This is a genomic window from Streptomyces sp. NPDC005435, assembly GCF_040703155.1.
Lineage (GTDB): Bacteria > Actinomycetota > Actinomycetes > Streptomycetales > Streptomycetaceae > Streptomyces.
This window is the reverse complement of record NZ_JBEXEQ010000010.1, coordinates 181,334-207,217: the sequence shown is the minus strand read 5'-3', so window position 1 is coordinate 207,217 and position 25,884 is coordinate 181,334. Positions and strand designations below refer to the sequence as shown.

The window sequence follows — 25,884 nt, the reverse complement described above, 5'->3', positions numbered from 1 at the left end:
AGTCTCACAACGGGCTGCCGCCGAGGCCCCGCCCCGCGTCACACCGCCTCGCGCTCCACCGGACAGCTCATGCAGCGCGGCCCGCCTCTCCCCCGGCCCAGTTCGCTGCCCGGGATCTCGATCACCTCGATGCCCTGCTTGCGCAGATGCGTGTTGGTGGTGGCGTTGCGCTCGTACGCGACGACGACGCCGGGTTCGACGGCGAGGACGTTGCAGCCGTCGTCCCACTGCTCGCGCTCGGCCGCGTGGACGTCCTGGGTGGCGGTGAGGACACGGATCTCGCCGAGGCCGAGGGCGGCGGCGATGGCCCGGTGCATATGCTCCGGCGGGTGGTCGGTGACCTTCAGCTCCTTGTCGCCCGCGCCCGGCTCGATGGTGTACGAGCGCAGCATGCCGAGCCCGGCGTACTGGGTGAAGGTGTCGCCGTCGACCATGGTCATCACCGTGTCGAGGTGCATGAAGGCCCGCCGCTTGGGCATGTCGAGCGCCACGATGGTGCGCGCGGAGCCCGCCGCGAACAGCTTGTGCGCGAGCATCTCCACGGCCTGCGGGGTGGTGCGCTCGCTCATGCCGATGAGGACCGCGCCGTTGCCGATCACCAGCACGTCGCCGCCCTCGATGGTGGAGGGGTAGTCGGCCTGGCCGCGCGACCAGATATGGAAGGTCTCGTCGCGGAACAGCGGATGGTGCCGGTAGATCGCCTCGAAGTGCACGGTCTCGCGCTGCCGGGCGGGCCAGCGCATGGCGTTGATGGAGACACCGTCGTAGATCCACGCCGAGGTGTCGCGGGTGAAGAGGTGGTTGGGCAGCGGGCCGAGCAGGAAGTCGTCCAGCTCCATGACGTGGAAGCGGACCGAGGTGGGCTCCGCGTACGCGTCCAGGAACTCCCGCTTGGTCATGCCGCCGACCAGCGCCTCGGCCAGCGCGTCCGGGGTCATCCGGTCGAAGGCGGCGCGCAGATGGTCGGTGGCGAGCGGGCCGTACTCCTTCTCGTCGAAGACCCGGTCCAGGACCAGGGCGCGGGCCTCGGGGACCGCCAGCGTCTCGGTGAGCAGGTCGCCGAAGAGGTGGACCTCGACCCCTCGGTCGCGCAGCACGTCGGCGAACCCGTCGTGCTCGGCGCGCGCCCGGCGCACCCACAGGACGTCGTCGAAGAGCAGGGCGTCCTTGTTGCTCGGGGTGAGCCGTTTCAGTTCGAGGTCGGGGCGGTGGAGGATCACCCGGCGCAGCCGTCCGGCCTCGGAATCGACGTGGAATGCCATGCCTTCATCCTGGCCGTCCGCGACCGGGTTCACGCGCTTCCCGACCGTTTACGCGCGCTGGTTTTCGCTGCGGGTTCCGTCGGGGCTTTCGTCGGGGCTTTCGTCTGGGCTTTCGTCGGGCGACGCGACGGGCGGGGTCCGGCGTGACCCGTGCTCGGAGAGTGACAGCCGGCGCACGCATGGTTCCCGTGATCCGTGCGCGGTGGTAGACACAGGCGACGCACAGTTCCTGTCCGCCAACGGGAAGGCTGCCGCCCCATGTCCACGACACGACGCCAGGTCCTGGCCTCCGCGAGCGCGGTGGGGGCGGGCATCGTCTTCACCGGCGCGCTCTCCGAGCTCTTCGCGGGCACCGCCGCCGCCCGCTCGCTGGGCCGTACCGGTTACGGTCCGCTCGTGCCCGACCCCGAAGGACTGCTCGACCTGCCGAAGGGCTTCCGCTACCGGGTGCTCTCCCGCGAGGGCGCCCCGCTGCGCTCCGGCGAGGGCCCGGTGCCCTCCCACCACGACGGCATGGCCGCCTTCTCCGGCCGGGGCGGCCGCACCCACCTCGTGCGCAACCACGAGAACCGCCCCACCGCCAAGATCCGGGTGCCCGCCGTCGAGGGCCTCACCTACGACCCGGAGGGCCACGGCGGCTGTACGGCCCTGGAGCTGGACTCGCGCAACCGGGTGCTGTCGGAGCGTGTGGCCATCGCCGGTACGGCGGTGAACTGCGCGGGCGGCCGCACCCCCTGGGGCACCTGGCTGACCTGCGAGGAGACCGAGGACCGGGCGGGCGACAACGGCCACACCAAGGACCACGGCTTCATCTTCGAGGTCCACCCCGCCGACCCGCACCGCACCGGCGCCGTCCCGCTGACCGCGATGGGCCGCTTCCAGCACGAGGCGATCGCGATCGACCCGCGCACCGGCGTCGTCTACGAGACCGAGGACGCCTTCCTCAAGCCCTTCGGCCTCTTCTACCGCTTCCTGCCGCACAAGCCGCTCGGCGGAGTGGGCTCGCTGCGCGCGGGCGGCCGGCTCCAGGCGATGCGGGTACCCGGGGTACCCGACCTGTCGACCGTCCAGGAGACGGGGGCGAGCTTCGACGGCGTCGAGTGGGTGGACGTCCCCGACCCGCTGGCCGCCGCCACCCCGACCCGGCTCCAGGACTACGGCACCGGCGGCATCACCCACGCCCAGAAGCTGGAGGGCTGCTACTGGGGCGGCACCTGCGTGTACTTCGTGTCGTCCTTCGCCCACAGCGCGGAGGGCTCGGCCGCCGACCACTACGGCCAGATCTGGCGCTACGACCCGCACCGGCGCCGGCTCACCCTGGTGATCGTCTTCGGCCCGGACACGGACGTCCAGTTGCCCGGCGAGTCCCCGGACAACATCTGCCTCGCCCCGAGCGGCGGCCTGATGGTGTGCGAGGACGGCAACGGGGCCCAGCACGTCTTCGGCGTCACCCGGGGCGGCGAGGTGTACGCGATGGCCCGGGGCCGGCAGAACATCGGCACGCCCGAGCAGCCGGAGTGGGGCGAGTTCGCGGGCGTCACCTTCTCCCCGGACGGGGAGACGATGTACGTCAACTGCTACACGCCCGGCACCACGTTCGCGGTGACGGGGCCCTGGCACGGGTAGTCCGCACCAGAACCCCGGTCCGCTAGAGGCGCGGGTCCACCGGCTCCGACTCCAGCGCGAGCACCCCGAAGACCGCCTCGTGCACCCGCCACAGCGGCTCGCCGTCGGCGAGGCGGTCCAGGGCCTCCAGGCCGAGGGCGTACTCGCGGACCGCGAGGGAGCGCTTGTGGTTCAGGAAGCGCTGCCGGAGCCGGGCGAGGTTGTCGGGGCGGGTGTACTCCGGGCCGTAGATGATCCGCAGGTACTCCCGGCCCCGGCACTTGACGCCCGGCTGCACCAGGCGGCCCTTGTCGTCGCGGACCAGGGCGCCGAGCGGCTTGACGACCATGCCCTCGCCGCCCCGCCCGGTCATCTCCAGCCACCAGTCGACGCCCGCGCGCACCGACTCGGGGTCGCCGGTGTCGACGTAGAGGCGCCGGGTGGTCTGCAGCAGTCCGCTGGAGTCGTGCTCCACCAGCCGGTCCAGCAGGGCGAGTTGCTCGTCGTGCGGGAGCGCGGCGAGGCTGCGGCCGCGTACCGCGAGCAGTTGGAAGGGTGCCAGACGGACGCCGTCCAGGCCGTCGGTCGGCCAGCAGTAGCGCCGGTAGGCGTCGGTGAACGCGGCCGCGTCCACGGCGCGTTCACGCTGCCGGCCGAGCAGCTCCGTCACCTCGGCGCCGCGTGCGGCGGCGGACTCCAGGGCGGCGAGCGCGTCCGGGAATACCGCCCCGGAGGCGGCGCCCACCGCCGCGTACTGGCGGCGCAGCAGCCCGCCCGCCTTCAGCGACCACGGCATCAGCTCGGCATCCAACAGCAGCCAGTCGGTGTCGAGTTCGTCCCACAGCCCCGCTTCCGTGACCGCCGAGCGCAGCCGGCCGAGGATCTCCTCCGTCACCTTCCCGTCGTCGAAGAAGGGGCGCCCGGTGCGGGTGTAGAGCGAGCCGGTGCGGCCGTCCTCCACGTCGAACCGCTCGCGCGCGGCCTCCGCGTCCCGGCAGACCAGGGCGATGGCCCGCGAGCCCATGTGCTTCTCCTCGCACACGACCCGGGCGACACCGTCCCGCGCGTACTGCGCGAAGGCCTCAACCGGGTGCTCCAGGTAGCCGTCCTCCCGCGAGGTGGGGGTCGGGGCCATGGTGGGCGGGAGGTACGGCAGCAGGCGCGGGTCGACCGCGAAGCGGCTCATCACCTCCAGGGCGGCGGCCGCGTTCTCCTCGCGGACCGCGACCCGGCCCTGGTACCGCGTCTCCACGCCACCGCGTCCGCGTACGTCCGTCAGGTCCAGCGGACGGCCGTCGCGGCCGCCGGGCGCCTCGGTGCGCAGCGGCCTGGCCGGCTCGTACCAGACGCGCTCTGCGGGTACGTCGACCACTTCGCGCTCCGGCCAGCGCAGCGCGGTGAGCTTGCCGCCGAAGACGGCGCCGGTGTCCAAGCAGAGGGTGTTGTTGAGCCACGTGGCCTCGGGCACCGGGGTGTGGCCGTAGACCACGGCGGCGCGGCCCCGGTAGTCCTCGGCCCACGGGTAGCGCACGGGCAGGCCGAACTCGTCGGTCTCGCCGGTGGTGTCGCCGTACAGGGCGTGCGAGCGGACGCGGCCCGAGGTGCGGCCGTGGTACTTTTCCGGCAGGCCGGCGTGGCAGACGACGAGCCGGCCGTCGTCCAGGACGTAGTGGCTGACCAGGCCGTCCAGGAAGCGGCGCACCTCCTCCTTGAACTCCTCGCTCTCGCCCTCCATCTGGGCGATGGTCTCGGCGAGGCCGTGGGTGTGCTGGACCTTGCGGCCCCGGAGGTAACGGCCGTACTTGTTCTCGTGGTTGCCCGGCACGCACAGCGCGCTTCCCCCGGCGACCATGCCCATCACCCGGCGCAGCACGCCCGGGGAGTCGGGCCCCCGGTCGACCAGGTCGCCGACGAACACGGCGGTACGGCCCTCGGGGTGCACGCCGTTCTCATAACCCAACTTGGCGAGCAGCGACTCCAGTTCGGACGAGCAGCCGTGGATGTCGCCGATGATGTCGAACGGGCCGGTGAGGTGGCGCAGGTCGTTGAAGCGCTTCTCGGTGACGACGGTGGCGTGCTCGACCTCTTCCACACCGCGCAGCACATGCACCTTGCGGAAGCCCTCGCGCTCCAAGTGCCGGAGCGAACGGCGCAGTTCGCGGATGTGCCGCTGGACGACCCGGCGGGGCATGTCGGCGCGGTCGGCCCGGGCCGCGTTGCGCTCGGCGCACACCTCCTCGGGCACGTCGAGCACGATGGCGATGGGCAGCACGTCGTACTGCCTGGCCAGGTCGATCAGTTGACGGCGGGCGTCCGGCTGCACGCTGGTGGCGTCCACGACGGTGCGGCGCCCGGCGGCCAGCCGCTTGCCCGCGATGTAGTGCAGGACGTCGAAGGCGTCGCGGGTGGCGCTCTGGTCGTTCTCGTCGTCGGAGACCAGGCCCCGGCAGAAGTCGGAGGAGATCACCTCGGTGGGCTTGAAGTGCCGCCCGGCGAACGTGGACTTGCCGGAGCCGGAGGCGCCGACGAGCACCACGAGGGAGAGGTCGGTGACGGGCAGCACGCGCCCCTCGCTGTTTCCGGTCATGCCGCCTTCGCCTCCTTCTTCTCTTCCTGGGTGGTGGTGTGCTGCTGGAACAGGGCCAGCTGGGTGGGCGGTCCCACCTCGGGGTCGTCGGGTCCCACGGCGCGGAACTCGACGGTGTAGCCGTGCCGTTGGGCGACCTGGTCGGCCCAGGCGCGGAACTCGGCGCGGGTCCACTCGAAGCGGTGGTCGCCGTGCCGGACGTGTCCGGCGGGCAGCGACTCCCAGCGGACGTTGTACTCGACGTTCGGGGTCGTCACGATCACCGTGCGCGGGCGGGCGGCGCCGAACACCGCGTACTCCAGCGCGGGCAGCCGGGGCAGGTCGAGGTGTTCGATCACCTCGCTGAGCACGGCGGCGTCGTAGCCAGCGAGCCGCTTGTCGGTGTAGGCCAGCGAGCCCTGGAGCAGGGTGATGCGGGACGCCTGGCGTTCCCCCATGCGGTCCAGCTTCAGCCGGCGCCCGGCGATGGCGAGGGCACGGGCGGACACGTCCATGCCGACGATCTCGGTGAAGCGCGGGTCCTGGAGCAGGGCGCGCAGCAGGGTGCCCTCACCGCAGCCGAGGTCGAGGACGCGGGCGGCGCCGGAGTCATGGAGGGCGGCGAGGATCGCCTCGCGGCGGTGGACGGCGAGGGGGAGGGTCTTGGCGCCGGCGGGGGTGCCGTCGGCGGCCTCGGCGCCCTGGGCGACCTCGGCGGCGGGAGCGCCCGCTTGGGCCCCGGTGCGGATTCCGACGCCGACCGCGATGCCGCCGGTGCCGGCTCCGGGCTCGGTACCGCCGATGCCGGCTCCCGTCCCGGTGCCGCCCGTGCCGTCCTCGCCTCCGGACTCCTCGGACTCCCGCGTCTCCTGCGCCACCGCGTTGTCGATGTCCTCGATCTCGCTGTCGTCGGCCTCGGCGAGCCGGGCCAGCTCAAGTCGCTCCATCGCCTGCCGGGTCAGGGACCAGCGGCGGGAGAGGTAGCGGCTGGTGATCAGCTTCTGCTCGGGGTGGTCCGCAAGCCAGCCCTCACCGGCGCGCAGCAGCTTGTCCACCTCGTCGGCGGAGGCCCAGTAGTGCTTGGCGTCGTCGAGGACCGGGAGCAGGACGTACAGATGGCGCAGCGCCTCGGCCAGGGTGAGGGTGTCGGACTCCAGGACGAGCCGGACGTAGCGCGAGTCGCCCCACTCCGGGAACCGGAGGTCCAGGGGGACGGCCTCGACGCCCACGGTCCAGCCCAGCGGCGCGAAGAGGCGGCGTACCAGCTCCGGGCCGCCCCGGGCGGGCAGCGCGGGCACCTCGACGCGCAGCGGCAGCGGGGCGGCGGCGCGCTCCGGGCGGGCCTTGCAGACACCGCGCATGGCGCTGGAGAAGACCGAGCTGAGGGCGACGGCGAGCAGCGAGGAGGCCGCGTAGGGGCGGTCGTTGACGTACTGCGCGAGCGCGGTGTCGGGAGCGCCGCCCCGGCCCTTCCCCTTGCCCTTGCGGACGAGCGCGACGGGATCGATCTCCAGCAGCAGCGCCGCCGTGCAGCGCCCGGCGTCCGCCTGGGGGTAGAAGACGTGCGCCGTGCCGTGGGACGTGGCGAACGTCTGGGCGTGATCGGGGTGCTTGTGCAGCAGATACCCGAGGTCGGTGGCCGGTGTGGCGGCGGTGCCGCGCGTGGAGATCGTCAGGAACACGTGTCCGAGTCTGGTGGATTGTCCGGTGCGGTGACCAGTGGTTTTCGCAGGGCGACGCGGGCTCTGTGTTCGGCGATCCCGCCCATGGTGATCACCAGCCCGAAGGAGGTCAGCGCGGAGACGGCGATGGAGGTGTTGAGCCAGAAGTAGCCGTTCGCGCTGGAGCCGGTGCTGCCGTCGTCGAGGACGCAGTCGAAGCCGAGGGGGAAGTAGGAGCCCCGCTGGCCCCTGATCCGGTCCATGGGGTAGTCGTCCCGGCATTCGAGGGCGGGGGTGGAGTCCGCGCCGTGGGAGGACTCGTTCACGGACATCGCGACGCTTCCGGCGCCCAGGAAGTAGAGGATCACCGCCGCCGCCCCCGCCATCCAGGCCCCCCAGCGCAGCAGGCTGTCCCGCCAGTCGGGGCGGCGTCCGGGGAGCGCGACGGAGAGGATCTTGCCGAGCAGGACCACACACCAGACGAAGGCCCCGATGACGGCCGGGAAGAACAACAGGGCGAAGATGATCGAGCGCAGGACTTCCATCGCCCGAGAGGACCATCACGGCCCGTCAAGGGCCGTGATGGAGGCCACAGTTCCGGTCACAGGACCGTCACAGCCGGCCGCCCCGGGGCGCAATTCAGGACAGCTGCGGCATGACCTCGGCGGAGATCAGCTCCAGCTGGTCGAGGTCGGTCAGGTCCAGGAGCTGGAGGTAGATCCGCTCGGAGCCGGCCCCGGCGTAGCGGCCGATCTTCTCGACGACCTCGGCCGGGGTGCCCGCCAGTCCGTTGGCCTTCAGCTCCTCGGGCTCGCGGCCGATGGCGGCGGCGCGGCGGGCGACCTCCTGGTCGTCGCGGCCGACGCACACCACGAGCGCGTTGGAGTACACGAGCGAGTCGGGCGCCCGGCCCTCCTCCTCGGCCGCCGCGCGGACCCGGCCGAACTGGCGGGCGGAGTCCTCGACGGACGCGAAGGGGATGTTGAACTCGTCCGCGTAGCGCGCCGCGAGGCGCGGGGTGCGCTTCGCGCCGTGGCCGCCGATGATCACCGGCACCTTCGCCTGGGCGGGCTTGGGCAGCGCGGGCGACTCGGTGAGGTCGTAGTACGTGCCGTGGAAGTCGTAGGTCTTGCCGGTCTCGGTCGCCCACAGCCCGGTGACGATCTCCAGCTGCTCCTCCAGGCGGGCGAACTTGTCCTTGGGGAAGGGGATGCCGTACGCCTTGTGCTCCTCCTCGAACCAGCCCGCGCCCAGGCCCAGCTCGACCCGGCCGCCGGACATCTGGTCCACCTGCGCGACCTGGATGGCGAGCACGCCGGGCAGCCGGAACGTACCGGCCGTCATGAGGGTGCCGAGGCGGATGCGCCGGGTCTCGCGGGCGAGGCCGGCCAGGGTGATCCAGGCGTCGGTGGGGCCGGGCAGACCGCTGACGTTGCCCATGCGCAGATAGTGGTCCGACCGGAAGAAGGCGTCGAAGCCCAGGTCCTCGGTGGCCTTGGCCACGGTCAGCAAGGTGTCGTAGGTGGCCCCCTGCTGGGGCTCGGTGAAGATTCGAAGGTCCATACATCCATCCTGCAACACCCCTCTCCCCCACCGGTGGCAAGGACGCAGCTCAGCCCGCCTCTCTCTCGTGCACCATCTCCTCCCGCGCCGCCAGTTTGCGCAGCATCTCCAGGACCCGGTCGCGGGACTCGTCGGCCGCGTCGATGGCCTCCATGCACTGCCAGTACGTCGTCTCGTCCGCCGCCGCGCTGGCCATGCCGACCAGGGCGATGCCCACCTCGCCGAGCAGTCCGCACAGGCACAGCAGAGTCTGGCGGGCGTCGGCCAGTTCGGTGAGCTGGGCAGCGCGCAGGTCGCCCAGCTCCAGTTCGGGAGGGTCGAGGACGCCGCAGCCCCGGCCCGCCAGCTCGGTCAGCCCCAGCGCCTCTCCGCGCAGCTCCGGCGGACCGGAGACCGCCAGGCGGCTGCCTATCGCCTGGGCCAGGGCCTGTGCCTGCCACACCTCCGCCATGCCCTCGGGTGCCTCGGCCTCCGCCGCCAGGGCACGCCTGCTCGTCTCGATGAGCCGCACCGCTTCCATCCGCTGCCCCCGGTCCGCCGAAGCCGCCGTACATCTGTCCACGCTTCTTCTGTTCACTACCCAGAGTGAGGGCGCTTGGTGCGAAAAGCCAGAGGAAGACGGAAATCTGTGGACAACAATTCGGAATCGGCAGGGAAGTTGACTCCATAGAGTAATAACGGAGTCTGATAGTCCGGTTATTGGAGCGGTGGCGCCGCTCCCTCATCCCCCTCGCCGGTCCCTTCACCCCGCACGGGAAACCGCTTCTCGTTCCGCTCGATCTTCGCCGCGAGCGCCGTCAGCGGGTCGATGCCGAGCACCTCGCAGAACTGGAGGAGATAGGCGAGCACGTCGGCCACCTCGTCGGTGACACGGTGCGCGGTGTCCGGGTCCGCCATCACCCGGGAGGACTCCTCGGGCGTCAGCCACTGGAAGATCTCCAGGAGTTCGGATGCCTCGACGCTGAGCGCGGAGACGAGGTTCTTCGGGGTGTGGTACGGCTGCCAGTCGCGCGCGGCGGCGAACTCGGCCAGCCTGCGCTGGAGTCCGGGGAGATCGGGGCGTTCGGTCACGCCCCCAGGTCTACCACCGTGACGCCCGGTGTCCCCGAGGCCCAGGAGCCGTCGCTCACCGCCCCCACGCAGCGCACATGACCGCGCTCGCCCATCCGGGCGGCGAGACCGAGGAGTTCACGGCGCCGGCCGGGGTCGAGACAGCGGTCGAAGCCGTCGGCCAGCACGGTGAGGGTGCGCAGCGCGTCGGGCACCTCCCCCGGCGCGTCCACGTCCAGCACGCCGGGCCCGGTCATCAGCACCAGGGCGAGCGCGATGTAGCGCAGTTCGCCCTCGCCGAGGCGGGCCAGATCGGTGCGGTGGCCGTCGCCCCGGTCGAGCAGCGCCCGTACCGTGCCGTCCGGCAGCCGTTCGGCCAGCAGGCCGGCGACCGGGCCCGCGCAGCCCGCGCGCACCGTCTCGACCAGCAGGGCGTGCCGCCGCCCGCATTCGGTGCGGGTGCGGGCGACGACGTCGGCCAGGTTGTCGCAGCCCGGCAGCAGCCGTCCCGAACCGGTGGGGACGGGCACCCGCATGAACTCCGGACGCGGATCGCACGGGAAGACCGAGCGCAGCGCGACGATCATCTGCTCGGCCGCCGCCAGCACCCGGCGCTGCCCGTCCGTCTTCCCGGCCACGCGCAACGGCAGCAGCGGGGTGCCCAGGCGGTCGTCGGGGAGCGGGGCGCGGGTCACCGGGGCGGTGCCCGCCGTGTGCCAGGCGGCCTGCACGGCCCGGCGCGCCGGATCGCGCAGCGCGGTCTCCAGCAGGACCGTCCCGCCCGCCGTCAGCCGCTCCCCCACGATCCTGAGCTGCGGCTCGGCCTGGACCGCGACATCGAGCAGTACCGGCCCCGCGGCCCCGTCCGCCGTACAGCCGATGCGGAAGCCGCGCCTGCCCTCGCGGTCCGGGCGCGCCCGCTCCGGCACCCAGGCGGGCGGGTCCGGGAACACCTCGGCGAGGCGCGCCCCGCCGCCGAGCCGGGCCAGCGCCTCGAAGGCCGCGAGCGCGGTGGACTTGCCCGTACCGCTGGGCCCCGCGAACAGGGTGACCGCGCCGAGCGGGAACGCGGCCCTGCGGTGCCCGGCGAAGGCGGACAGCCGCAGCTCGGTGATCCGGGCGCGGACGTCGATGAGGGCGCCCGGGTCCACGGGCACGGCGGGCTCCGCGGAAGGCACGGCAGAGGCCGGGGCGGACGGCTCGGCGGACAAGGAAGGCACGGACATACGCGGACCGTAGGACCGCCCCGGAGCGCCGAACCGTTTTGCCCTCGGACCTTCCTACGATCGGGCGACCGGGTCATCAGCGACCACATCACCCGCCCGGCCCAACCGTCCTACGAGCGCCACCCGCGCGACGCGGAGACGCCGTGACGCCGTGACGCCGTGACGCCGTGACACCGTGCCGCCGTGACGGCCCCTCAGCCCCCCGACGCCTCCATGCCCATCAGCCCGCTGACCTCGGTCCCCGGCGGCGTCAGCAGGAAGACGTTGCGGTCCACCCGGTGCATCCCGCTGGCCAGCCCGAAGACCACGCCGGTGCTGAAGTCCAGGACGCGCTTGGCGACCTCGGTCTCCGCGCTGGACAGGTCGAGCAGCACCGGGATCCCGGCCATGAGGGTCTCGGCCACGTCGCGTGCGTCCGCGAACACATTGACCCGCAGAACGACGAACCGGCGGCGTGTCTCGGTGTCGGCGTCCGGCAGCGAGCGGTGGTTCACCGCGGACGGCCACGCGTCCCGGCCCCGCAGCGGCACGACCTGGGCGAGCCCTTCCCACTGTTCATCGGTGACGTCGTAACGGCTCACCGGCAACCCCTGACCTGACTCGCTTGCGATGCCTGCACCTGCCAATTCTTACGCCAAGTCACCCGTTCAGCCCAACAGCGACACACTGTGCGACCCTCCGCATGTCCGCTCGTGGCGCCATCCGCCGTGCGCACGGCGTCACATGGGCCGTCCAGAGGTCCGGATCACAACCGCAACGAGGGAAACGTCACAGCCCGGCCTTCTGCTGCCATCTGAGCCCCCTGTCCTAACATCCGAGCATGACGGTCCTGCCTGACGACGGGCTCTCCCTGGCCGCCGAGTTCCCTGACGCGACGCACGAGCAGTGGCAACGCCTGGTCGAGGGTGTACTGCGCAAGTCCGGCAAGGAAGTCTCCGGCAACGCCGCTGAGGACGCCCTGTCCACGACGCTGGAGGACGGGCTGCGCACCCGTCCCCTGTACACCGCGCGCGACGCCGCCCCCGACCCCGGGCTGCCGGGCTTCGCCCCGTTCACGCGCGGCGGCAGGCCCGAGGGCAACACCGCGGGCGGCTGGGACGTACGGCAGCGGCACGCGGCGCTCGGCGACGGCACCGTCCTGGCCGACCTGGAGAACGGTGTCACCTCGCTCTGGCTGGTCCTCGGCGAGGGCGGCATCCCCGTGGCGGACCTCGGCCGGGCGCTCGACGGCGTCTACCTGGACCTCGCCCCCGTCGTACTGGACGCGGGCGCCGGCACCGAGGCGGCCGCGGCCGCGCTGCTGCGGCTGTACGAGGAGCGCGGCGTCGCGCCCGAGGCCGTACGCGGCAACCTCGGCACCGATCCGCTGGGCCACGAGGCCCGCACCGGCACCGCGCCGGACTTCGCTCCGGTGGCCGCGCTGGCCCAGCGCGTCGCCGGGACGTACCCGGGGCTGCGCACGCTCACCGTGGACGCGCTGCCGTACCACGAGGCGGGCGGCTCGGCCGCGCAGGAGCTGGGTGCCTCGCTGGCCACCGCCGTGGCGTATCTGCGGGAGCTGACCGAGGCCGGGCTGAGCGTCGAACAGGCCGCCGCCCAGCTGGAGTTCCGCTACGCCGCGACCGCCGACCAGTTCCTGACCGTCGCCAAGCTGCGCGCCGCGCGCCGGCTGTGGGCGCGGGTCGCGGAGGTGTGCGGGGCGCCGGGCGCGCAGACGCAGCACGCGGTGACCTCGCCGGTGATGATGTCCCGCCGCGACCCGTGGGTGAACATGCTGCGCACCACGATCGCCACGCTCGCGGCCGGGGTCGGCGGCGCCGACTCGGTGACCGTGCTGCCCTTCGACCACGCCCTGGGCCTGCCGGACGCGTTCGCCCGCCGTATCGCGCGCAACACCTCCACGATCCTGCTGGAGGAGTCGCATCTGGCCCGGGTGATCGACCCGGCGGGCGGCTCCTGGTACGTGGAGCGGCTGACCGACGAACTCGCCGAGGCCGCCTGGGAGTTCTTCCGGTCGATCGAGCAGGACGGCGGCCAGACGGCCGTGTTGCGCTCGGGCCGGCTGCGCGAGGACCTCGCGAGGACCTGGCGGGAGCGGTCCGGCGGGCTCGCCAAGCGGCGTGAACCCATCACCGGTGTCAGCGAGTTCCCGTTCCTGGCCGAGAAGCCGGTCGTCCGCGAACCCGCGCCCGAGCCGCGCTCCGGCGGCCTGCCGCGCGTGCGCCGGGACGAGGCCTACGAGGCGCTGCGGGCCCGCTCCGACGCCCACCTGGCGGCCACCGGCACCCGCCCCCGCGTCTTCCTGGCCACGCTCGGCCCCGCCGCCGAGCACACCGCCCGGGCCTCCTTCGCCGCGAACCTCTTCCAGGCGGGCGGCATCGAACCCGTCACGGGCGGGAACTTCGAGGACAGCGGCGCCACCGAGGCCGTCCTCTGCTCCAGCGACAGCCGGTACGCGGAGGAGGCCGAGCAGGCCGCCGAGGCCCTGCGCGCGGCAGGGGCCCGCCATGTGGCCCTGGCCGGACGCCCCGCCGGGTACCCGGGCGTCGACAGTTACGTCTTCGCGGGCTGCGACGCCGTCGCCGTACTGTCCGCGACTCTCGACCGCATGGGAGCGTCCTGATGGGAATCCCCGACTTCTCCGGGATCGAACTGGGCACCCCGGCCGTGGACGGTGGTGCCGAGGAGTGGCGTACGGCCGTCAAGCGGGCGACCGGGGGCGCCGAGCCGGTGTGGGAGACCCCCGAGGGCATCGGGGTGAAGCAGCTCTACACCGGGCGTGACCTGGAGGGCCTGGACTTCCTGGAGACGTACCCGGGCATCGCGCCGTATCTGCGCGGGCCTTACCCGACGATGTACGTCAACCAGCCCTGGACGATCAGGCAGTACGCGGGCTTCTCCACCGCCGAGGAGTCCAACGCGTTCTACCGGCGCAACCTGGCGGCCGGGCAGAAGGGTCTGTCGGTCGCCTTCGACCTGCCCACGCACCGGGGGTACGACAGCGACCACCCGCGCGTGACCGGTGACGTCGGCATGGCCGGCGTGGCCATCGACTCGATCCTGGACATGCGGCAGCTGTTCGACGGGATTCCGCTGGACCGGATGACCGTGTCGATGACGATGAACGGCGCCGTGCTACCGGTGCTCGCGCTCTACATCGTGGCGGCGGAGGAACAGGGCGTACCGCCCGAGAAGCTGGCCGGGACCATCCAGAACGACATCCTCAAGGAGTTCATGGTCCGCAACACCTACATCTATCCGCCGAAGCCGTCGATGCGGATCATCTCCGACATCTTCGCGTACACCTCGCAGCGGATGCCGCGCTACAACTCCATCTCCATCTCCGGCTACCACATCCAAGAGGCGGGTGCGACAGCCGACTTGGAGCTGGCGTACACGCTCGCGGACGGCGTGGAGTACATCCGCGCGGGGCGTGAAGCGGGACTGGACGTCGACGCGTTCGCGCCCCGGCTGTCGTTCTTCTGGGCGATCGGCATGAACTTCTTCATGGAGATCGCCAAGTTGCGCGCCGCCCGGCTCCTTTGGGCCAAGCTGGTCAAGCAGTTCGATCCGCAGAACGCCAAGTCGCTTTCGCTGCGCACGCATTCGCAGACCTCGGGCTGGTCGCTGACCGCGCAGGACGTGTTCAACAACGTCACGCGGACGTGTGTCGAGGCGATGGCGGCGACCCAGGGGCACACCCAGTCGCTGCACACCAACGCCCTGGACGAGGCGCTGGCGTTGCCGACCGACTTCTCGGCGCGGATCGCGCGCAACACGCAGTTGCTGATCCAGCAGGAGTCCGGCACCACGCGGGTGATCGACCCGTGGGGCGGCAGCGCGTACGTCGAGCGGCTGACGTACGACCTCGCGCGCAAGGCGTGGCAGCACATCCAGGAGGTCGAGGCGGCGGGCGGCATGGCGCAGGCCATCGACGCGGGCATCCCGAAGCTGCGCGTGGAGGAGGCGGCGGCCCGCACCCAGGCGCGGATCGACTCCGGCCGGCAGCCGGTGATCGGCGTGAACAAGTACCGGGTGGACTCCGACGAGCAGATCGAGGTCCTCAAGGTCGACAACTCCTCGGTGCGCGCCCAGCAGATCGAGAAGCTGCGGCGGCTGCGCGCGGAGCGGGACGACGTCGCGTGCCGGGACGCGCTCGACGCGCTGACCCGGGCGGCGGACGGCGAGGGCAACCTGCTGGAGCTGGCGGTGAACGCGGCCCGCGCGAAGGCGACGGTGGGCGAGATCTCCGACGCCCTGGAGAAGGTGTACGGCCGGCACGCGGGCCAGATCCGTACGATTTCCGGCGTGTACCGCAACGAAGCAGGGGAGTCGCCCTCCGTGGACCGCACCCGTGCCCTGGTGGACGCCTTCGAGGAGGCCGAGGGGCGCAGGCCGCGCATCCTGGTCGCCAAGATGGGCCAGGACGGACACGACCGGGGCCAGAAGGTGATCGCGACCGCCTTCGCCGACCTGGGCTTCGACGTCGACGTCGGCCCGCTGTTCCAGACGCCGGAGGAGGTCGCCCGGCAGGCGGTGGAGGCGGACGTGCACGTGGTCGGGGTGTCCTCGCTGGCCGCGGGTCACCTCACGCTGGTCCCGGCACTGAAGGAGAAGCTGGCCGAGGAGGGCCGGGAGGACATCATGATCGTGGTGGGCGGGGTGATCCCGCCGCAGGACGTGCCGACGCTGCTGGAGATGGGCGCGACGGCGGTGTTCCCGCCGGGCACGGTCATCCCGGACGCGGCGCACGACCTGGTGAAGCGGCTCGCCGCCGATCTCGGCCACGATCTGTAGGCGCCGATGGCCGCGATGGATCTCGACGCCTATGTCAAGGGCGTGCTCGACGGGAAGCGGGCGGTGGTGGCCCGTGCCATCACCCTCGTCGAGTCCACCCGACCGCAACACCGAGCGCTGGCGCAGGAGTTGCTGACCGAGCTGCTGCCGCACAGCGGGCGGGCGCGGCGGATCGGGGTGAGCGGGGTGCCGGGCGTGGGCAAGTCCACGTTCATCGACGCGTTCGGCACCATGCTGACCTCGCTGGGACACCGGGTGGCGGTGCTCGCCGTGGACCCGTCCTCGACGCGCACCGGCGGCTCGATCCTGGGCGACAAGACCCGCATGGAGCGCCTCGCCGTGGACCCGGACGCCTTCGTACGGCCCTCCCCCAGCGCGGGCACGCTGGGCGGGGTGGCCAAGGCGACCCGGGAGTCCATGATCGTCATGGAGGCGGCGGGCTACGACGTGATCCTGGTCGAGACGGTCGGCGTCGGCCAGTCGGAGACGGCGGTCGCCGACATGGTCGACTCCTTCCTGCTCCTCACCCTGGCCCGCACCGGCGACCAGCTCCAGGGCATCAAGAAGGGCGTCCTGGAGCTGGCGGACGTGATCGCCGTCAACAAGGCGGACGGCCCGCACGAGCGCGACGCGAAGACGGCCGCACGTGAACTCGCGGGCGCGCTGCGGCTGATGCACGGCAAGGACGCGTTCTGGACTCCGCCGGTCCTGCACTGCAGCGCACGCGAGGCGAACGGTCTGGACACCGTGTGGGAGCGCCTGGAGCAGCACCGCGCGCTGCTCGATTCCACGGGCCGGCTCACCGCCAAGCGGCGCGACCAGCAGGTGGGCTGGACCTGGTCCATGGTCCGCGACGAACTCCTCGGCCGCCTCCGCTCGGACCCGGCCGTCCGCGAGACCGCACCCGGGCTCGAACAGCGGGTACGGGAGGGGACGTTGACGGCGACGCTGGCGGCGGAGCGGATTCTGCGGGCGTTCGAGGACGGGATACGGCGGGAGCCCTGACCCGGGTCCTCATCCATCGAGATATCCTGGTATGTCGACGTGACGGTGACCGGACAGGACCCTGGGTGGACATGAGCAGGAACGACGAGACGGCCACGCAGGCCGCGGAAGCACCCGACACCGTGGAGACGCTGGAGGCGTTCAAGGCGCTGGCCAACCCGGTCCGGCTCCAGATCATGCGCTGGCTGCGGAACCCGGACGCGGAGTTCGCGGCGTACGAGCCGATCGCGGACCGCGACACCGTCGGGGTGTGCGTCAGCCACATCCAGGCCAAGAGCGGGCTGGCCCAGTCCACCGTCTCCTCGTACATGGCGACCCTGGAGCGGGCGGGTCTCGTCCGCTCGACGCGGGTCGGCAAGTGGACCCACTACCGGCGGGACGAGGAGCGGCTGCGGCGGCTGTCGGAGGCGGTCGGCGGGCTGATCTGAGCGACCGCTCACGGCGGGGCCGTCCCCGGCCGGGCCACCCCCGGCTCGACCGCTGCCACGGCGGCCGCATGCCATCGCTTCACATCGACACATCGGAATATTGCGATACGATCGGCGGTATGGACATCGCGCCCACCGTGGATCCCGCCATGGACGTTCAGCCGTCCGCTCTCGTCGTGCACGCCCACCCGGAGCCCGACTCGTTCGCCTCGGCTCAAATGCGGGCGGCCGTCGAGGAGTTGCGCCGCTCCGGCTACTCCGTGCGGGTGCTGGACCTCTACGCCGACGGCTGGAACCCCGTGCTCGACCGCGCTGAATTCCCGTCGCCCGAAGGGCCGTTCAAGCCGCAGGCCGAGCAGATGCGGGCCGTACGCGAAGGCACCCTGTCCGCCGAGGTGCGCGCACATCTGGACGCCGTACTGTCGGCCGATCTGCTCGTCCTGTCCTTTCCGTTGTGGTGGTTCTCGATGCCCGCGATCCTCAAGGGCTGGATCGACCGGGTGTTCGTCATGGGGGCGGTGTTCGGCGGGGAATTCGGGCTGTTCGACCGGGCCGCGCTGCGCGGCAGGCGGGCGATGGCGCTGATCACGACGGGCGGCTCCGAGGAGGCGTTCGCACCGGGCGGGGCGTTCGGCGCGCTGGACCAATTCCTCTTCCACGTCCACCGGGGAATGCTGGAGTTCGTCGGCTACGAGCCGCTGCCCCCGGTCGTCACCTACGGCCCGGCCCGGATGACCGAGGCCGAGCGGGAGGCGGGACTCGCGGCGGTGCGGGACGCCTTCGCGGGGCTCGGGGCGGGCGCGGCGCACCTGTGACAGAGCCGTGACCGGAACAGTGGCCTCCGTCACAGCCGGAGTGCTCCGGTGCTGGTCGACTCGCTTGATGCGCAGACCATTTGCCGACCGGATCACCGTCGGCACGCTCGCCGTGACCACGGCTCTCGCCCTCGCCGGATGCGGCGCCGGGCAGACGGACCCGCCCGCGGCCGGCGGGGTGGGCGCCGCACCGTCGTGCCCCTCGGCGACGCCCACCCCCGGCAGCACGCCCCCGCTCACCCGGCCCACGGCCACCGCGGACGCCTCACGCCCGCCGGGCACGCCCAGCCCGGTCCCGTCGGCCACGGACACCGAGCGGGACGGGGTGCGGGTCACCGGGGTGTACTCCGGCGCCGTCGACGAGCACGGCGTCTGCCGGCCGAACGGCCTGACGGCGGCGTTCTCGGTGACCAGCCCCGACACGCAGGACATGACGTACACGATCGTCCTCGACGCCGGGGGGTACACCGGGGTGACCCGGATCGTCGGTCCCGTCCGGCCGGGGAAGACCCTGCGCGGGACGGTGGCGATGCGCCGGAGTCTCGGCGATTCGGTGGGCGGTCCGCACGTGTCGGTCGTGTCCGTCCGCAGCGTCCCGACCGCCGAGGCGCCGTCCGAGAGCGGGCCGTGTCCGGCGTCCGGGGTGCGGGTGTGGGCCGACCGGGGGGACGCCGCGATGGGGCTGCGCGTGACGGGCCTGCATCTGGAGAACTGCGGCAGGAGCCCGTACCCGCTGGAGGGCCGCCCCGAACTCCAGATCCTCGACGCCGGGCACAAGCCGGTCGAGGGCATCCGCCTCGTGCCCGGCGACGAGGTCGCCAACCTCGACGGCAGCCCCGATGTCGTCCGCCCCGTCACCCTGAACCCCGGCGAGCGGGCCCTCTCGACCATCGCCTGGCGCAACACCGTGCTGACGGTCGGCGCCCCCGTGAACGCCCCCTACCTCCGCGTCCGTGCCAGGGCGGGCGCCGCGCCCGTGATGGTGACCCCCGAACTGGATCTCGGTACGACGGGCAGACTGGGGGTCCGGGCATGGCAGAAGGAGCAGGGAGAACCGTGACAGAGACCGACCGCATCCCGTACGCCGACAAGGGGCGCCCCTCGCCGCACGCGCTCACCGGCGCCGGTGTCGTCGTGACCGACCCGGCGGGCCGGGTGCTGCTCGGCTGGTCCAGGAAGCGCGAGGTCTGGGAGCTGCCCGGTGGCAAGAACGACGCGGGCGAGGACTTCACGGCAGCGGGCGTACGGGAGTTGGCCGAGGAGACCGGTCTGCGGGCCGATCCGGAGACGACGCGGACGGTGGCGCTGCTGATGGACTCCGTCCACGGTCTGCCCCGGCTGACCGCCGCCGTCCGCGTGCACGCCTTCACCGGTGAACCGTCCGTCGAGGAGCCGCACTTGATCGACCGCTGGAAGTGGCACGACCCCGCCGACCTGCCCACGCTCCCCCAGCCGCTCTTCACCCCGAGCGCGCATGTGATCGACACGGTGTGGCCGGGGCTGCTGCCGTGTCTGCCGCCGGTGCACCGCTATCCGGTGGCGCCGGGCAGCGGCGGCTGAGGCTCCACCCGCTGGGTCCCCCACACCATCAGCAGCTCCAGCCGCTGCGCGTCCTCGGTGCCCGGCTGCGCCGTGTAGACCATGACGCGCAGGTCGCTGCCCGCGACCGAGAGGATGTCGCAGTCGAGGGTCACGGGACCGACCGCCGGATGGCCGATGGTCTTGCGCGCCGCCTCGTGCACGCCGACCGCTCCGGAGTCCCACAGCCGGGCGAACTCCGGACTTCCGCCCCGCAGTTCGGCCACCAGGGCGCGCAGCTGGCGGTCGGCCGGGTAGCGGGCGGCCGCCGCGCGGAGGTCGGCGACGAGGGCGGACTCGAAGGCGGCGCGCGCCTCGGGGGTATAGGTGACGGGTCCGCCGGGACCGAGGAAGTGGCGCCAGACACCGTTGAGTTCACGCCCGCGCCACCGGGTGGAGTCGCCCATCAGCGCGGCGTAGGGCGGGTTGGCGGCGAGCAGGGTCCAGGCGGCGTCGTACACGGCGACCGGGGTGTGGGCCAGCCGGTCGAGCAGCCGGTGCACGCTGGGCGGGATGAAGACGGGTACGGTCCTCGGTCCGGGCGGCGCGAGTCCGGCCAGCCGGTGGAGGTGGTCCCGCTCCTGCGCCGAGAGCCGGAGCGCGCGGGTCAGCGCCTGCACGACCTGCGAGGAGGGGTTGGCCGCGCGCCCCTGCTCCAGGCGGGTCACATAGTCGACGGAGATCCCCGCGAGCTGCGCCAGCTCCTCGCGGCGCAGCCCCGCCGCCCGTCTGCGGCCCCCGGCCGGCAGCCCCACGTCACCGGGGGCCAGCCGGTCCCGCCAGCGGCGGATCGCGTCGCCCAGGTCCGTGGTCGTCATGCCCCCAGTGTGCCGCCGCGCGGCGGGCCGTGCCTGGTACCGCCAGTCCCAGGAAAAGCGGTCTTCTGGCTGGTGGCGGACGCCCGGCGCAGGCTGGACGCATGACGAGAACACTGATCACCGGAGCCAACAAGGGCATCGGCCGCGAGACCGCCCGCCGTCTGCTCGCCGCCGGGCACACCGTCTACGCGGGCGCCCGCGACCCCGAGCGCGGACGGCGCGCCGCCGAGGAGCTGGGCGCCCGCTTCGTCCCGCTCGACGTCACCGACGACGCCTCCGTGGCCGCCGCGGTGCGGACGATCGAGGCCGAAGGCGGACTGGACGTGCTGGTCAACAACGCCGGCATCGAACCGCGCCACCCGGACGGCGGCTTCGTCCTGCCCGCCGAGACCACGGCCGACGACGTACGCGCCGTCTTCGAGACGAACGTCTTCGGCGCCGTCCGCACCCTGCACGCCTTCCTCCCACTGCTGCTCCGCTCGGACCGGCCGGTCGTGGTCAACGTCAGCAGCGGTCTGGCGTACACCCCGGCCCTGGCCGACCCGGCCGCCCCCGAGCACTTCTACCCGGGCCTGGCCTACCCCGCGTCCAAGGCCGCCCTGAACATGCTCACCGTCCAGTACGCCAAGGCGTTCGACCGCGTCCGGATCAACGCCGCCGACCCCGGCTTCACGTCCACCGACCTCAACCACCGCACCGGCACCCAGACCGTCGAGGAGGGCGCCGAGGTCGTCGTCCGGCTGGCGTGCGTGGGCGCGGAGGGGCCGACGGGGACGTTCCAGAACGCGGCGGGGGTGCTGCCGTGGTGAGTCACGCGCACGGGTGAGTCCGCAAGACCGCCGACGGTTCCCTCGTTCACACACGTGGTGAAATCTTCACCGGATCACCTCAGCCCCCGCCACCCCCGCCCCGGCCGCCCCGCGCGGCCTCGCGGGAGTGCCGGGGGTGCGGTATTCGGCCTGGCCGCGTCCGCGCCAACTGCCGTACGGAGTACGCGAGATCACGCATATCCGCATTTTCGTCCGGCGTTGCGAGGACTACGTTACGGACCGTATTCTCACCGTCGTCAAAGAGCTGCCGACATGCGCGGCAGCACGCCGCGGCGGACCGGGAGGGGCGCCCCAGGACCAACGTCTTGCTCCAGCGCGTGACGTGTGGCCCGACCGCCGCCGCCCGCACCGACGGCCCCCGCTGGACATCCCGGTTCGCCCGACGCCGCCCACCGCACGCTCAGGTCCGTCGCACACGCGCGCTCCGCAGCGCGACCCGGCCGTTCCCCAGCAGGAGTTCAGTCATGCGTCTCTTACGGGCAGCCCGTACCGCTCGCGCCTCGTCGGCGCCGCCGGAGGCGCACGGACCGGCAACGGGGTTACCCGCCAGGGCGATCCCGTCGGCCGTGGCCCCGGGCACCGGCCCGTCCCGCCACCGCGTCCGGCTCGCCGCCGGCACCCCCCGCACCATCGTCGCGAGGACGGCCCGATGACCGAACCGATTCTTTTCCTGGTGCTCGTGGCGGCCGGCGCAGCGGCGGTGGCGTACTACGCACGCGTCGCGGCACGTCAGCGGCGGCGGGCCGAGCAACTGCGGGAGCGCGCCGAGACGCTGTCCCAACAGCTGCGCGCCGCCGAGCAGTTCGTGGGGCGGATCGCCGCCTCCGTCACGTCCTCCACGGCCGAACCGGCCGAACCGGCCGACGCCCCCGCCCTGCCGCCCCAGCTCGCCGGCACCCCGCTCGCTCAGGCGCTGACCGGGCTGAGCGAGGAGACCCGGAACGCCGTGGCGCTCCTGGAGCGGCGCGCGGAGAAGCGGTCCGAGGAGCGCGCCGCCGCGATCCAGCAGACGGCGGACGCCCAAGTCGCGGACGCCCGGCGGGAGTCGGTCGATGTCGCCCGGGCCACCGTGCGCGCGTTCGCCTCCAGCCTGGTGCAGCGGGCGAAGAACCTGAGCCGTTCGGTGAGCGCGGGGGTGCGCAAGGTCCACATCTCCGACGAGGCGTACGCCACGCTCAACGAGATCGACCACCTCTCGCAGCAGATGCTGCTCATCGCCTCCGGGTTCTCCGTGCTCGCCGGGGACAAGCTCTCCGCCCGCTGGCGGGCGACCACCCTGACCGACATCGTGCGCGCCGCCATGGGCCGCGTCGAGGGGTACGAGCGCGTCCAGCACCCGGAGATGGAGACGCTCGCGGTCGAGAGCCGGGCCGTCGAGGCCGTCATCCACACCCTCGCGGTGCTGCTCAGCAACGCCCTGCGTTACTCGCCGCCCGCCGCGCGCGTGCACGTCACCCTCGACCACGGCCACAACGCGGCCTTCCTGATCGTGGACGACGCCGGACTGCGCATGGACGACGAGCGCGTGCTGTGGGCCCGCAAGGTGCTCTCCGGCGAACAGCGCGACGACATCACCGCGCTCGGCGCCTACCCGCAGACCGGGCTCCGGGTGGCCGCCGCGCTGGCCAAGGACTACGGCTTCCGCGTCGACATCACCACGCCGAACATCTACGGCGGCACCCGCGCCGTCATCGTGCTCCCGCAGAACCTGCTGACCAGCCCCGAGGCGGCCAGGTCGGTGCCGTCCCGCACCGCGGCCCGCACCAGGGCCGCCCTCCCGGGGCAGCAGACGCCGGCCGCGCCGCAGCGGACCCGGCCGGAGCCGGCCACCACGACGGCGAGCGGCCTCACGGTCCGCAAGCGCGCCCCGCGCAACGCGGCCTCCGGATCCGCATCCGCATCCGCCGTGGGATCCGCCTCCGCCTCGGCCTCCGCCTCCGCCGAGCCGGGCACGCAGGCCGCCCCCGCCGCCAAGCCGGCCGCCCCCTCGGTCCAGCCGGGCACCCCCGGCGTCGCCGCCTCCTGGATGGCGGGCACCCGGCGGGGCCGGAACCACCACCACAGCAGCACCCCCCGCACGGAAGAAGGACGTTGAACACCATGTCGGAGACTCACGCCAACTCCCTGGGCTGGCTGCTGGACGAACAGCTCGGCTCGGTCGAGGGGGTCCGGTACGCGGTGCTGGTGAGCGGCGACGGCCTGCTCAAGGCCCGTACGCACACCATCGACCAGGAGGGCGGCGAGAAACTGGCCGCGCTGACCGCCTCGCTGCGAGCCTCGGCCAAGGCGTGGGACGAGTTCACCGGCGGTGGCGGGGTGCGCCAGCATCTCGTGGAGTGCGCGGACAACTTCTGTCTGACGACGGCCGCCGGGCAGAACACGACGCTGATGGTCTGTACGACCGGACCCCTGGCGGACGTCGGCCTGATCACCGATCACATGGTGCGCCTCGCGGTGCAGTTGGGCACGCGGCTCTCGACCGGCGAACGGACTCCGGTTCCGCAGCGCGACGGGAGTCTCGGGGCATGAGCGGGCCGCGGCGCGACCCGGACATGATCCGGCCCTACGTCCGTACCGGCGGCCAGATCCGCCCACGGGACGACGTGCGCTGGGAGAGCGTGGTCATCGCCGCGGCCGGCTCCGCCGGTGAACTCGCCACGGACGAACGCCGGGTGATGAGCCTGTTCTCACCCGGCTGCGGCGGTCTGGCCGTGGCCGACATCGCCGCCGCGCTGCAACTGCCGCCCTCCACCGTCCGCATTCTCGTCTCCCGCCTCATGGACACCGGCCGGCTCACCAGCCCGGTGGACGCCGACTCCGACCAGCCGCAGGACGACATTCTCGTAAGGGTGCTCCATGGACTTCGACAACTCCTCTGACCCGCCCGTCACTTACGTGCCCCACACGGTGACGCAGTCGGCCAAGATCGTGATAGCCGGCGGGTTCGGGGTCGGCAAGACAACCTTCATCGGCAGCGTGTCCGAGGTACGGCCGCTGCGCATGGAGGAGCCCATCACCGAGGTCAGCGTCGGCATCGACGACATGCGCGGCACCCCGGACAAGACCACCACGACCGTCGGCATGGACTTCGGCCGCATCCATCTCGCCGACGGCGCCCTCGCGTTGTACCTGTTCGGGCTGCCGGGGCAGGTCCGCTTCAAGCCGCTGTGGGAGGACCTGTCCGAGGGCGCGCTCGGCTGCCTCGTGCTGGCCGACACCCGGGACCTGGACGCCAGCCACGGCGCCCTCGGGCTCCTGGAGGACCGGGGCACGCCGTACGCGGTGGCGGTCAACACCTTCCCGGACGCCCCCGTCTACCCCGAGGCGGAACTGCGCGAAGCCCTCGCCCTCGACCCCGACACCCCGCTGACCAGCTGCGACGCCCGCGACCGGGTCTCCTCCCTGCGCGCCCTGATCACCCTCACGGAACACCTGGTCGGGCTCGGCCCCGCCGCTTCCCTGGAGTCCCTGCGATGACCTCCGCCGATCTCGAAGCCCCGGCCCGTATCCCGCTGTACGCACCGGAGTTCGCCGCCGATCCGCACGCCGCCTACGAGCGGATGCGGAGCACGTACGGCACGCTGGTGCCCGTCGAGCTGTCCCCGGGCATCCCCGCCACGCTGGTGATCGGCTACGACGCCGCGCGCCGCATCCTCAACGACCCGCTGCGCTTCCCCGCCGACCCCCGGGTGTGGCAGAAGGCGGTGCCGCGCACCTGCCCGGTGCTGCCGATGATGGAGTGGCGGCCCAACGCGCTGCGCAGCGGCGGCACCGATCACGCCCGCTACCGGGGCGCCAACACCGCGAGCCTGGACGCGGTGGACCAGCACCGGCTCCGGGCGCTGGTCGAGACGATCGCGGAGGAGGCGATCGCCGGGTTCGGCGACACCGGGCGGGCCGACCTGCTCACCCAGTACGCGTGGCCGATCAGTTTCCGGGTGCTCAGCGCGCTGCTCGGCTGCCCGGACGACATCGGGGCGCGCATCGCGGACGGCATGGCGAAGATCTTCGAGGCGAAGGACGCCGACCACGGCAACGCGCTTCTCGCCCAGGCCATCGGGGAGTTGGTCGGGCTGCGCCGCGAACGGCCCGGCGACGACGTGACCTCCCGGCTGATCGCGCACGAAGCCGCCCTGGGCGACGAGGAGATGGCCCACCAGCTCGTCACGCTCTACGGCGCGGGCATCGAGCCGCTGACCAACCTCATCGCCAACACCCAGCTGAAGATCCTCACCGACGACGACTTCTCCGCCGAACTCCACGCCGGTCAGTCGACGTTGCGCGACGCGCTGGACACCGTCCTCTACAGCGACCCGCCGATGGCGAACTACTGCATCAGCTATCCGCCGTACCCCACGGACATCGACGGCTACCTGCTCCCGGCCCACCAGCCGGTGGTGATCTCCCTGTCCGCGTGCAACAACGACCCCGAACTCACCCTCGGGACGCCCGCGTCGAGCGTCAGCGGCAACCGTGCCCACCTCGCGTGGAGCATCGGCCCCCACACCTGTCCGGCGCGCTCCCACGCGTATCTGATCGCGGAGACCGCGCTGAGTCATCTCCTGGACGCCCTCCCGGAGATGGACCTCGCCGTCCCGCCGTCCGAACTGCGGTGGCGCCCCGGCCCGTTCCACCGCGCCCTGGAAGCCCTTCCCGTCCTGTTCCCCGTCCATCGCTGAA

The 25,884-nt window shown here is 72.6% G+C and carries 24 protein-coding genes; 14 read left to right on the top strand and 10 right to left on the bottom strand.

Annotated elements, in window-relative coordinates:
* Positions 1-38 precede the first annotated feature (38 nt).
* Positions 39-1,262, bottom strand: coding sequence for an arginine deiminase (locus tag AB0898_RS15230; protein ID WP_366803375.1), 1,224 nt, complete (start codon positions 1,260-1,262; stop codon positions 39-41).
* Positions 1,263-1,520: 258 nt separating this feature from the next.
* On the opposite strand from AB0898_RS15230, the gene AB0898_RS15225 reads away from it, so the two are divergent.
* The gene (locus tag AB0898_RS15225; RefSeq protein ID WP_366803374.1) at positions 1,521-2,888 is read left to right on the top strand and encodes an alkaline phosphatase PhoX; all 1,368 of its coding nucleotides are present in this window, start codon (positions 1,521-1,523) and stop codon (positions 2,886-2,888) included.
* A gap of 22 nt (positions 2,889-2,910) precedes the next feature.
* Here the strand turns inward: AB0898_RS15225 and AB0898_RS15220 are convergent, their stop codons facing one another.
* From AB0898_RS15220 to AB0898_RS15185, 8 genes are all read right to left on the bottom strand, one after another.
* Positions 2,911-5,454 carry a polynucleotide kinase-phosphatase gene (locus AB0898_RS15220; RefSeq protein WP_366803373.1) on the bottom strand — a complete coding sequence of 848 codons (2,544 nt, stop codon included), beginning with the start codon at positions 5,452-5,454 and terminating at the stop codon, positions 2,911-2,913.
* On the bottom strand, positions 5,451-7,115 hold the full coding sequence (locus tag AB0898_RS15215) for a 3' terminal RNA ribose 2'-O-methyltransferase Hen1 (RefSeq protein ID WP_366803372.1): 1,665 nt from the start codon (positions 7,113-7,115) through the stop codon (positions 5,451-5,453). Before AB0898_RS15215 ends, AB0898_RS15220 begins: the two co-directional genes overlap by 4 nt.
* The gene (locus tag AB0898_RS15210; protein ID WP_366803371.1) at positions 7,106-7,639 is read right to left on the bottom strand and encodes a hypothetical protein; all 534 of its coding nucleotides are present in this window, start codon (positions 7,637-7,639) and stop codon (positions 7,106-7,108) included. The genes AB0898_RS15215 and AB0898_RS15210 overlap by 10 nt, the downstream gene beginning before the upstream one ends.
* Before the next feature lie 94 nt (positions 7,640-7,733).
* Positions 7,734-8,657 (bottom strand): LLM class F420-dependent oxidoreductase, encoded by a 924-nt coding sequence (locus AB0898_RS15205; RefSeq protein ID WP_366803370.1) that lies wholly within the window; start codon positions 8,655-8,657, stop codon positions 7,734-7,736.
* Between the two features lie 49 nt (positions 8,658-8,706).
* Entirely contained in the window at positions 8,707-9,177 is a 471-nt protein-coding gene (locus AB0898_RS15200; RefSeq protein ID WP_366803430.1) for a DUF6099 family protein, read from the bottom strand.
* A 176-nt stretch (positions 9,178-9,353) separates the two neighbouring features.
* Positions 9,354-9,728 (bottom strand): nucleotide pyrophosphohydrolase, encoded by a 375-nt coding sequence (locus AB0898_RS15195; RefSeq protein ID WP_366803369.1) that lies wholly within the window; start codon positions 9,726-9,728, stop codon positions 9,354-9,356.
* Positions 9,725-10,933, bottom strand: coding sequence for an ATP-binding protein (locus tag AB0898_RS15190; protein ID WP_366803368.1), 1,209 nt, complete (start codon positions 10,931-10,933; stop codon positions 9,725-9,727). The genes AB0898_RS15195 and AB0898_RS15190 overlap by 4 nt, the downstream gene beginning before the upstream one ends.
* 194 nt (positions 10,934-11,127) lie before the next feature.
* On the bottom strand, positions 11,128-11,520 hold the full coding sequence (locus tag AB0898_RS15185; protein ID WP_366803367.1) for a cell division protein SepF: 393 nt from the start codon (positions 11,518-11,520) through the stop codon (positions 11,128-11,130).
* A gap of 233 nt (positions 11,521-11,753) precedes the next feature.
* Here AB0898_RS15185 and AB0898_RS15180 point away from each other — a divergent pair, with 233 nt between their 5' ends.
* From AB0898_RS15180 to AB0898_RS15150, 7 genes are all read left to right on the top strand, one after another.
* Positions 11,754-13,556 (top strand): methylmalonyl-CoA mutase family protein, encoded by a 1,803-nt coding sequence (locus AB0898_RS15180; protein WP_366803365.1) that lies wholly within the window; start codon positions 11,754-11,756, stop codon positions 13,554-13,556.
* A complete protein-coding gene (gene scpA / locus AB0898_RS15175; protein WP_366803363.1) occupies positions 13,556-15,730 on the top strand; it encodes a methylmalonyl-CoA mutase in 2,175 nt (724 codons plus the stop codon). The genes AB0898_RS15180 and scpA overlap by 1 nt, the downstream gene beginning before the upstream one ends.
* Before the next feature lie 6 nt (positions 15,731-15,736).
* Complete coding sequence (gene meaB, locus AB0898_RS15170; RefSeq protein ID WP_366803362.1) at positions 15,737-16,735, top strand: methylmalonyl Co-A mutase-associated GTPase MeaB; 999 nt, start codon at positions 15,737-15,739, stop codon at positions 16,733-16,735.
* 71 nt (positions 16,736-16,806) lie between these two features.
* Entirely contained in the window at positions 16,807-17,163 is a 357-nt protein-coding gene (locus tag AB0898_RS15165; protein ID WP_366803361.1) for a metalloregulator ArsR/SmtB family transcription factor, read from the top strand.
* Between the two features lie 119 nt (positions 17,164-17,282).
* On the top strand, positions 17,283-17,978 hold the full coding sequence (locus AB0898_RS15160; RefSeq protein ID WP_366803360.1) for an NAD(P)H-dependent oxidoreductase: 696 nt from the start codon (positions 17,283-17,285) through the stop codon (positions 17,976-17,978).
* Between the two features lie 67 nt (positions 17,979-18,045).
* Positions 18,046-19,038, top strand: coding sequence for a DUF4232 domain-containing protein (locus tag AB0898_RS15155; protein ID WP_366803359.1), 993 nt, complete (start codon positions 18,046-18,048; stop codon positions 19,036-19,038).
* Positions 19,035-19,538, top strand: coding sequence for an NUDIX domain-containing protein (locus AB0898_RS15150; RefSeq protein WP_366803358.1), 504 nt, complete (start codon positions 19,035-19,037; stop codon positions 19,536-19,538). Before AB0898_RS15155 ends, AB0898_RS15150 begins: the two co-directional genes overlap by 4 nt.
* On the opposite strand, the gene AB0898_RS15145 is transcribed toward AB0898_RS15150, so the two are convergent.
* Positions 19,508-20,374, bottom strand: coding sequence for a helix-turn-helix transcriptional regulator (locus AB0898_RS15145; RefSeq protein ID WP_366803357.1), 867 nt, complete (start codon positions 20,372-20,374; stop codon positions 19,508-19,510). The genes AB0898_RS15150 and AB0898_RS15145 overlap by 31 nt on opposite strands.
* Positions 20,375-20,475: 101 nt before the next feature.
* Here AB0898_RS15145 and AB0898_RS15140 point away from each other — a divergent pair, with 101 nt between their 5' ends.
* The 6 genes from AB0898_RS15140 to AB0898_RS15115 all read left to right on the top strand — a co-directional run bounded on the left by AB0898_RS15140 (position 20,476) and on the right by AB0898_RS15115 (position 25,883).
* On the top strand, positions 20,476-21,183 hold the full coding sequence (locus AB0898_RS15140; RefSeq protein WP_366803356.1) for an SDR family NAD(P)-dependent oxidoreductase: 708 nt from the start codon (positions 20,476-20,478) through the stop codon (positions 21,181-21,183).
* 670 nt (positions 21,184-21,853) lie between these two features.
* Positions 21,854-23,299 carry an ATP-binding protein gene (locus AB0898_RS15135; RefSeq protein ID WP_366803355.1) on the top strand — a complete coding sequence of 482 codons (1,446 nt, stop codon included), beginning with the start codon at positions 21,854-21,856 and terminating at the stop codon, positions 23,297-23,299.
* A gap of 5 nt (positions 23,300-23,304) precedes the next feature.
* Complete coding sequence (locus AB0898_RS15130; protein WP_366803354.1) at positions 23,305-23,733, top strand: roadblock/LC7 domain-containing protein; 429 nt, start codon at positions 23,305-23,307, stop codon at positions 23,731-23,733.
* On the top strand, positions 23,730-24,083 hold the full coding sequence (locus AB0898_RS15125) for a DUF742 domain-containing protein (protein WP_366803353.1): 354 nt from the start codon (positions 23,730-23,732) through the stop codon (positions 24,081-24,083). The genes AB0898_RS15130 and AB0898_RS15125 overlap by 4 nt, the downstream gene beginning before the upstream one ends.
* Positions 24,061-24,681 carry an ATP/GTP-binding protein gene (locus AB0898_RS15120; RefSeq protein WP_366803352.1) on the top strand — a complete coding sequence of 207 codons (621 nt, stop codon included), beginning with the start codon at positions 24,061-24,063 and terminating at the stop codon, positions 24,679-24,681. The genes AB0898_RS15125 and AB0898_RS15120 overlap by 23 nt, the downstream gene beginning before the upstream one ends.
* Entirely contained in the window at positions 24,678-25,883 is a 1,206-nt protein-coding gene (locus tag AB0898_RS15115; protein WP_366803351.1) for a cytochrome P450, read from the top strand. Before AB0898_RS15120 ends, AB0898_RS15115 begins: the two co-directional genes overlap by 4 nt.
* Position 25,884: the final 1 nt, after the last annotated feature.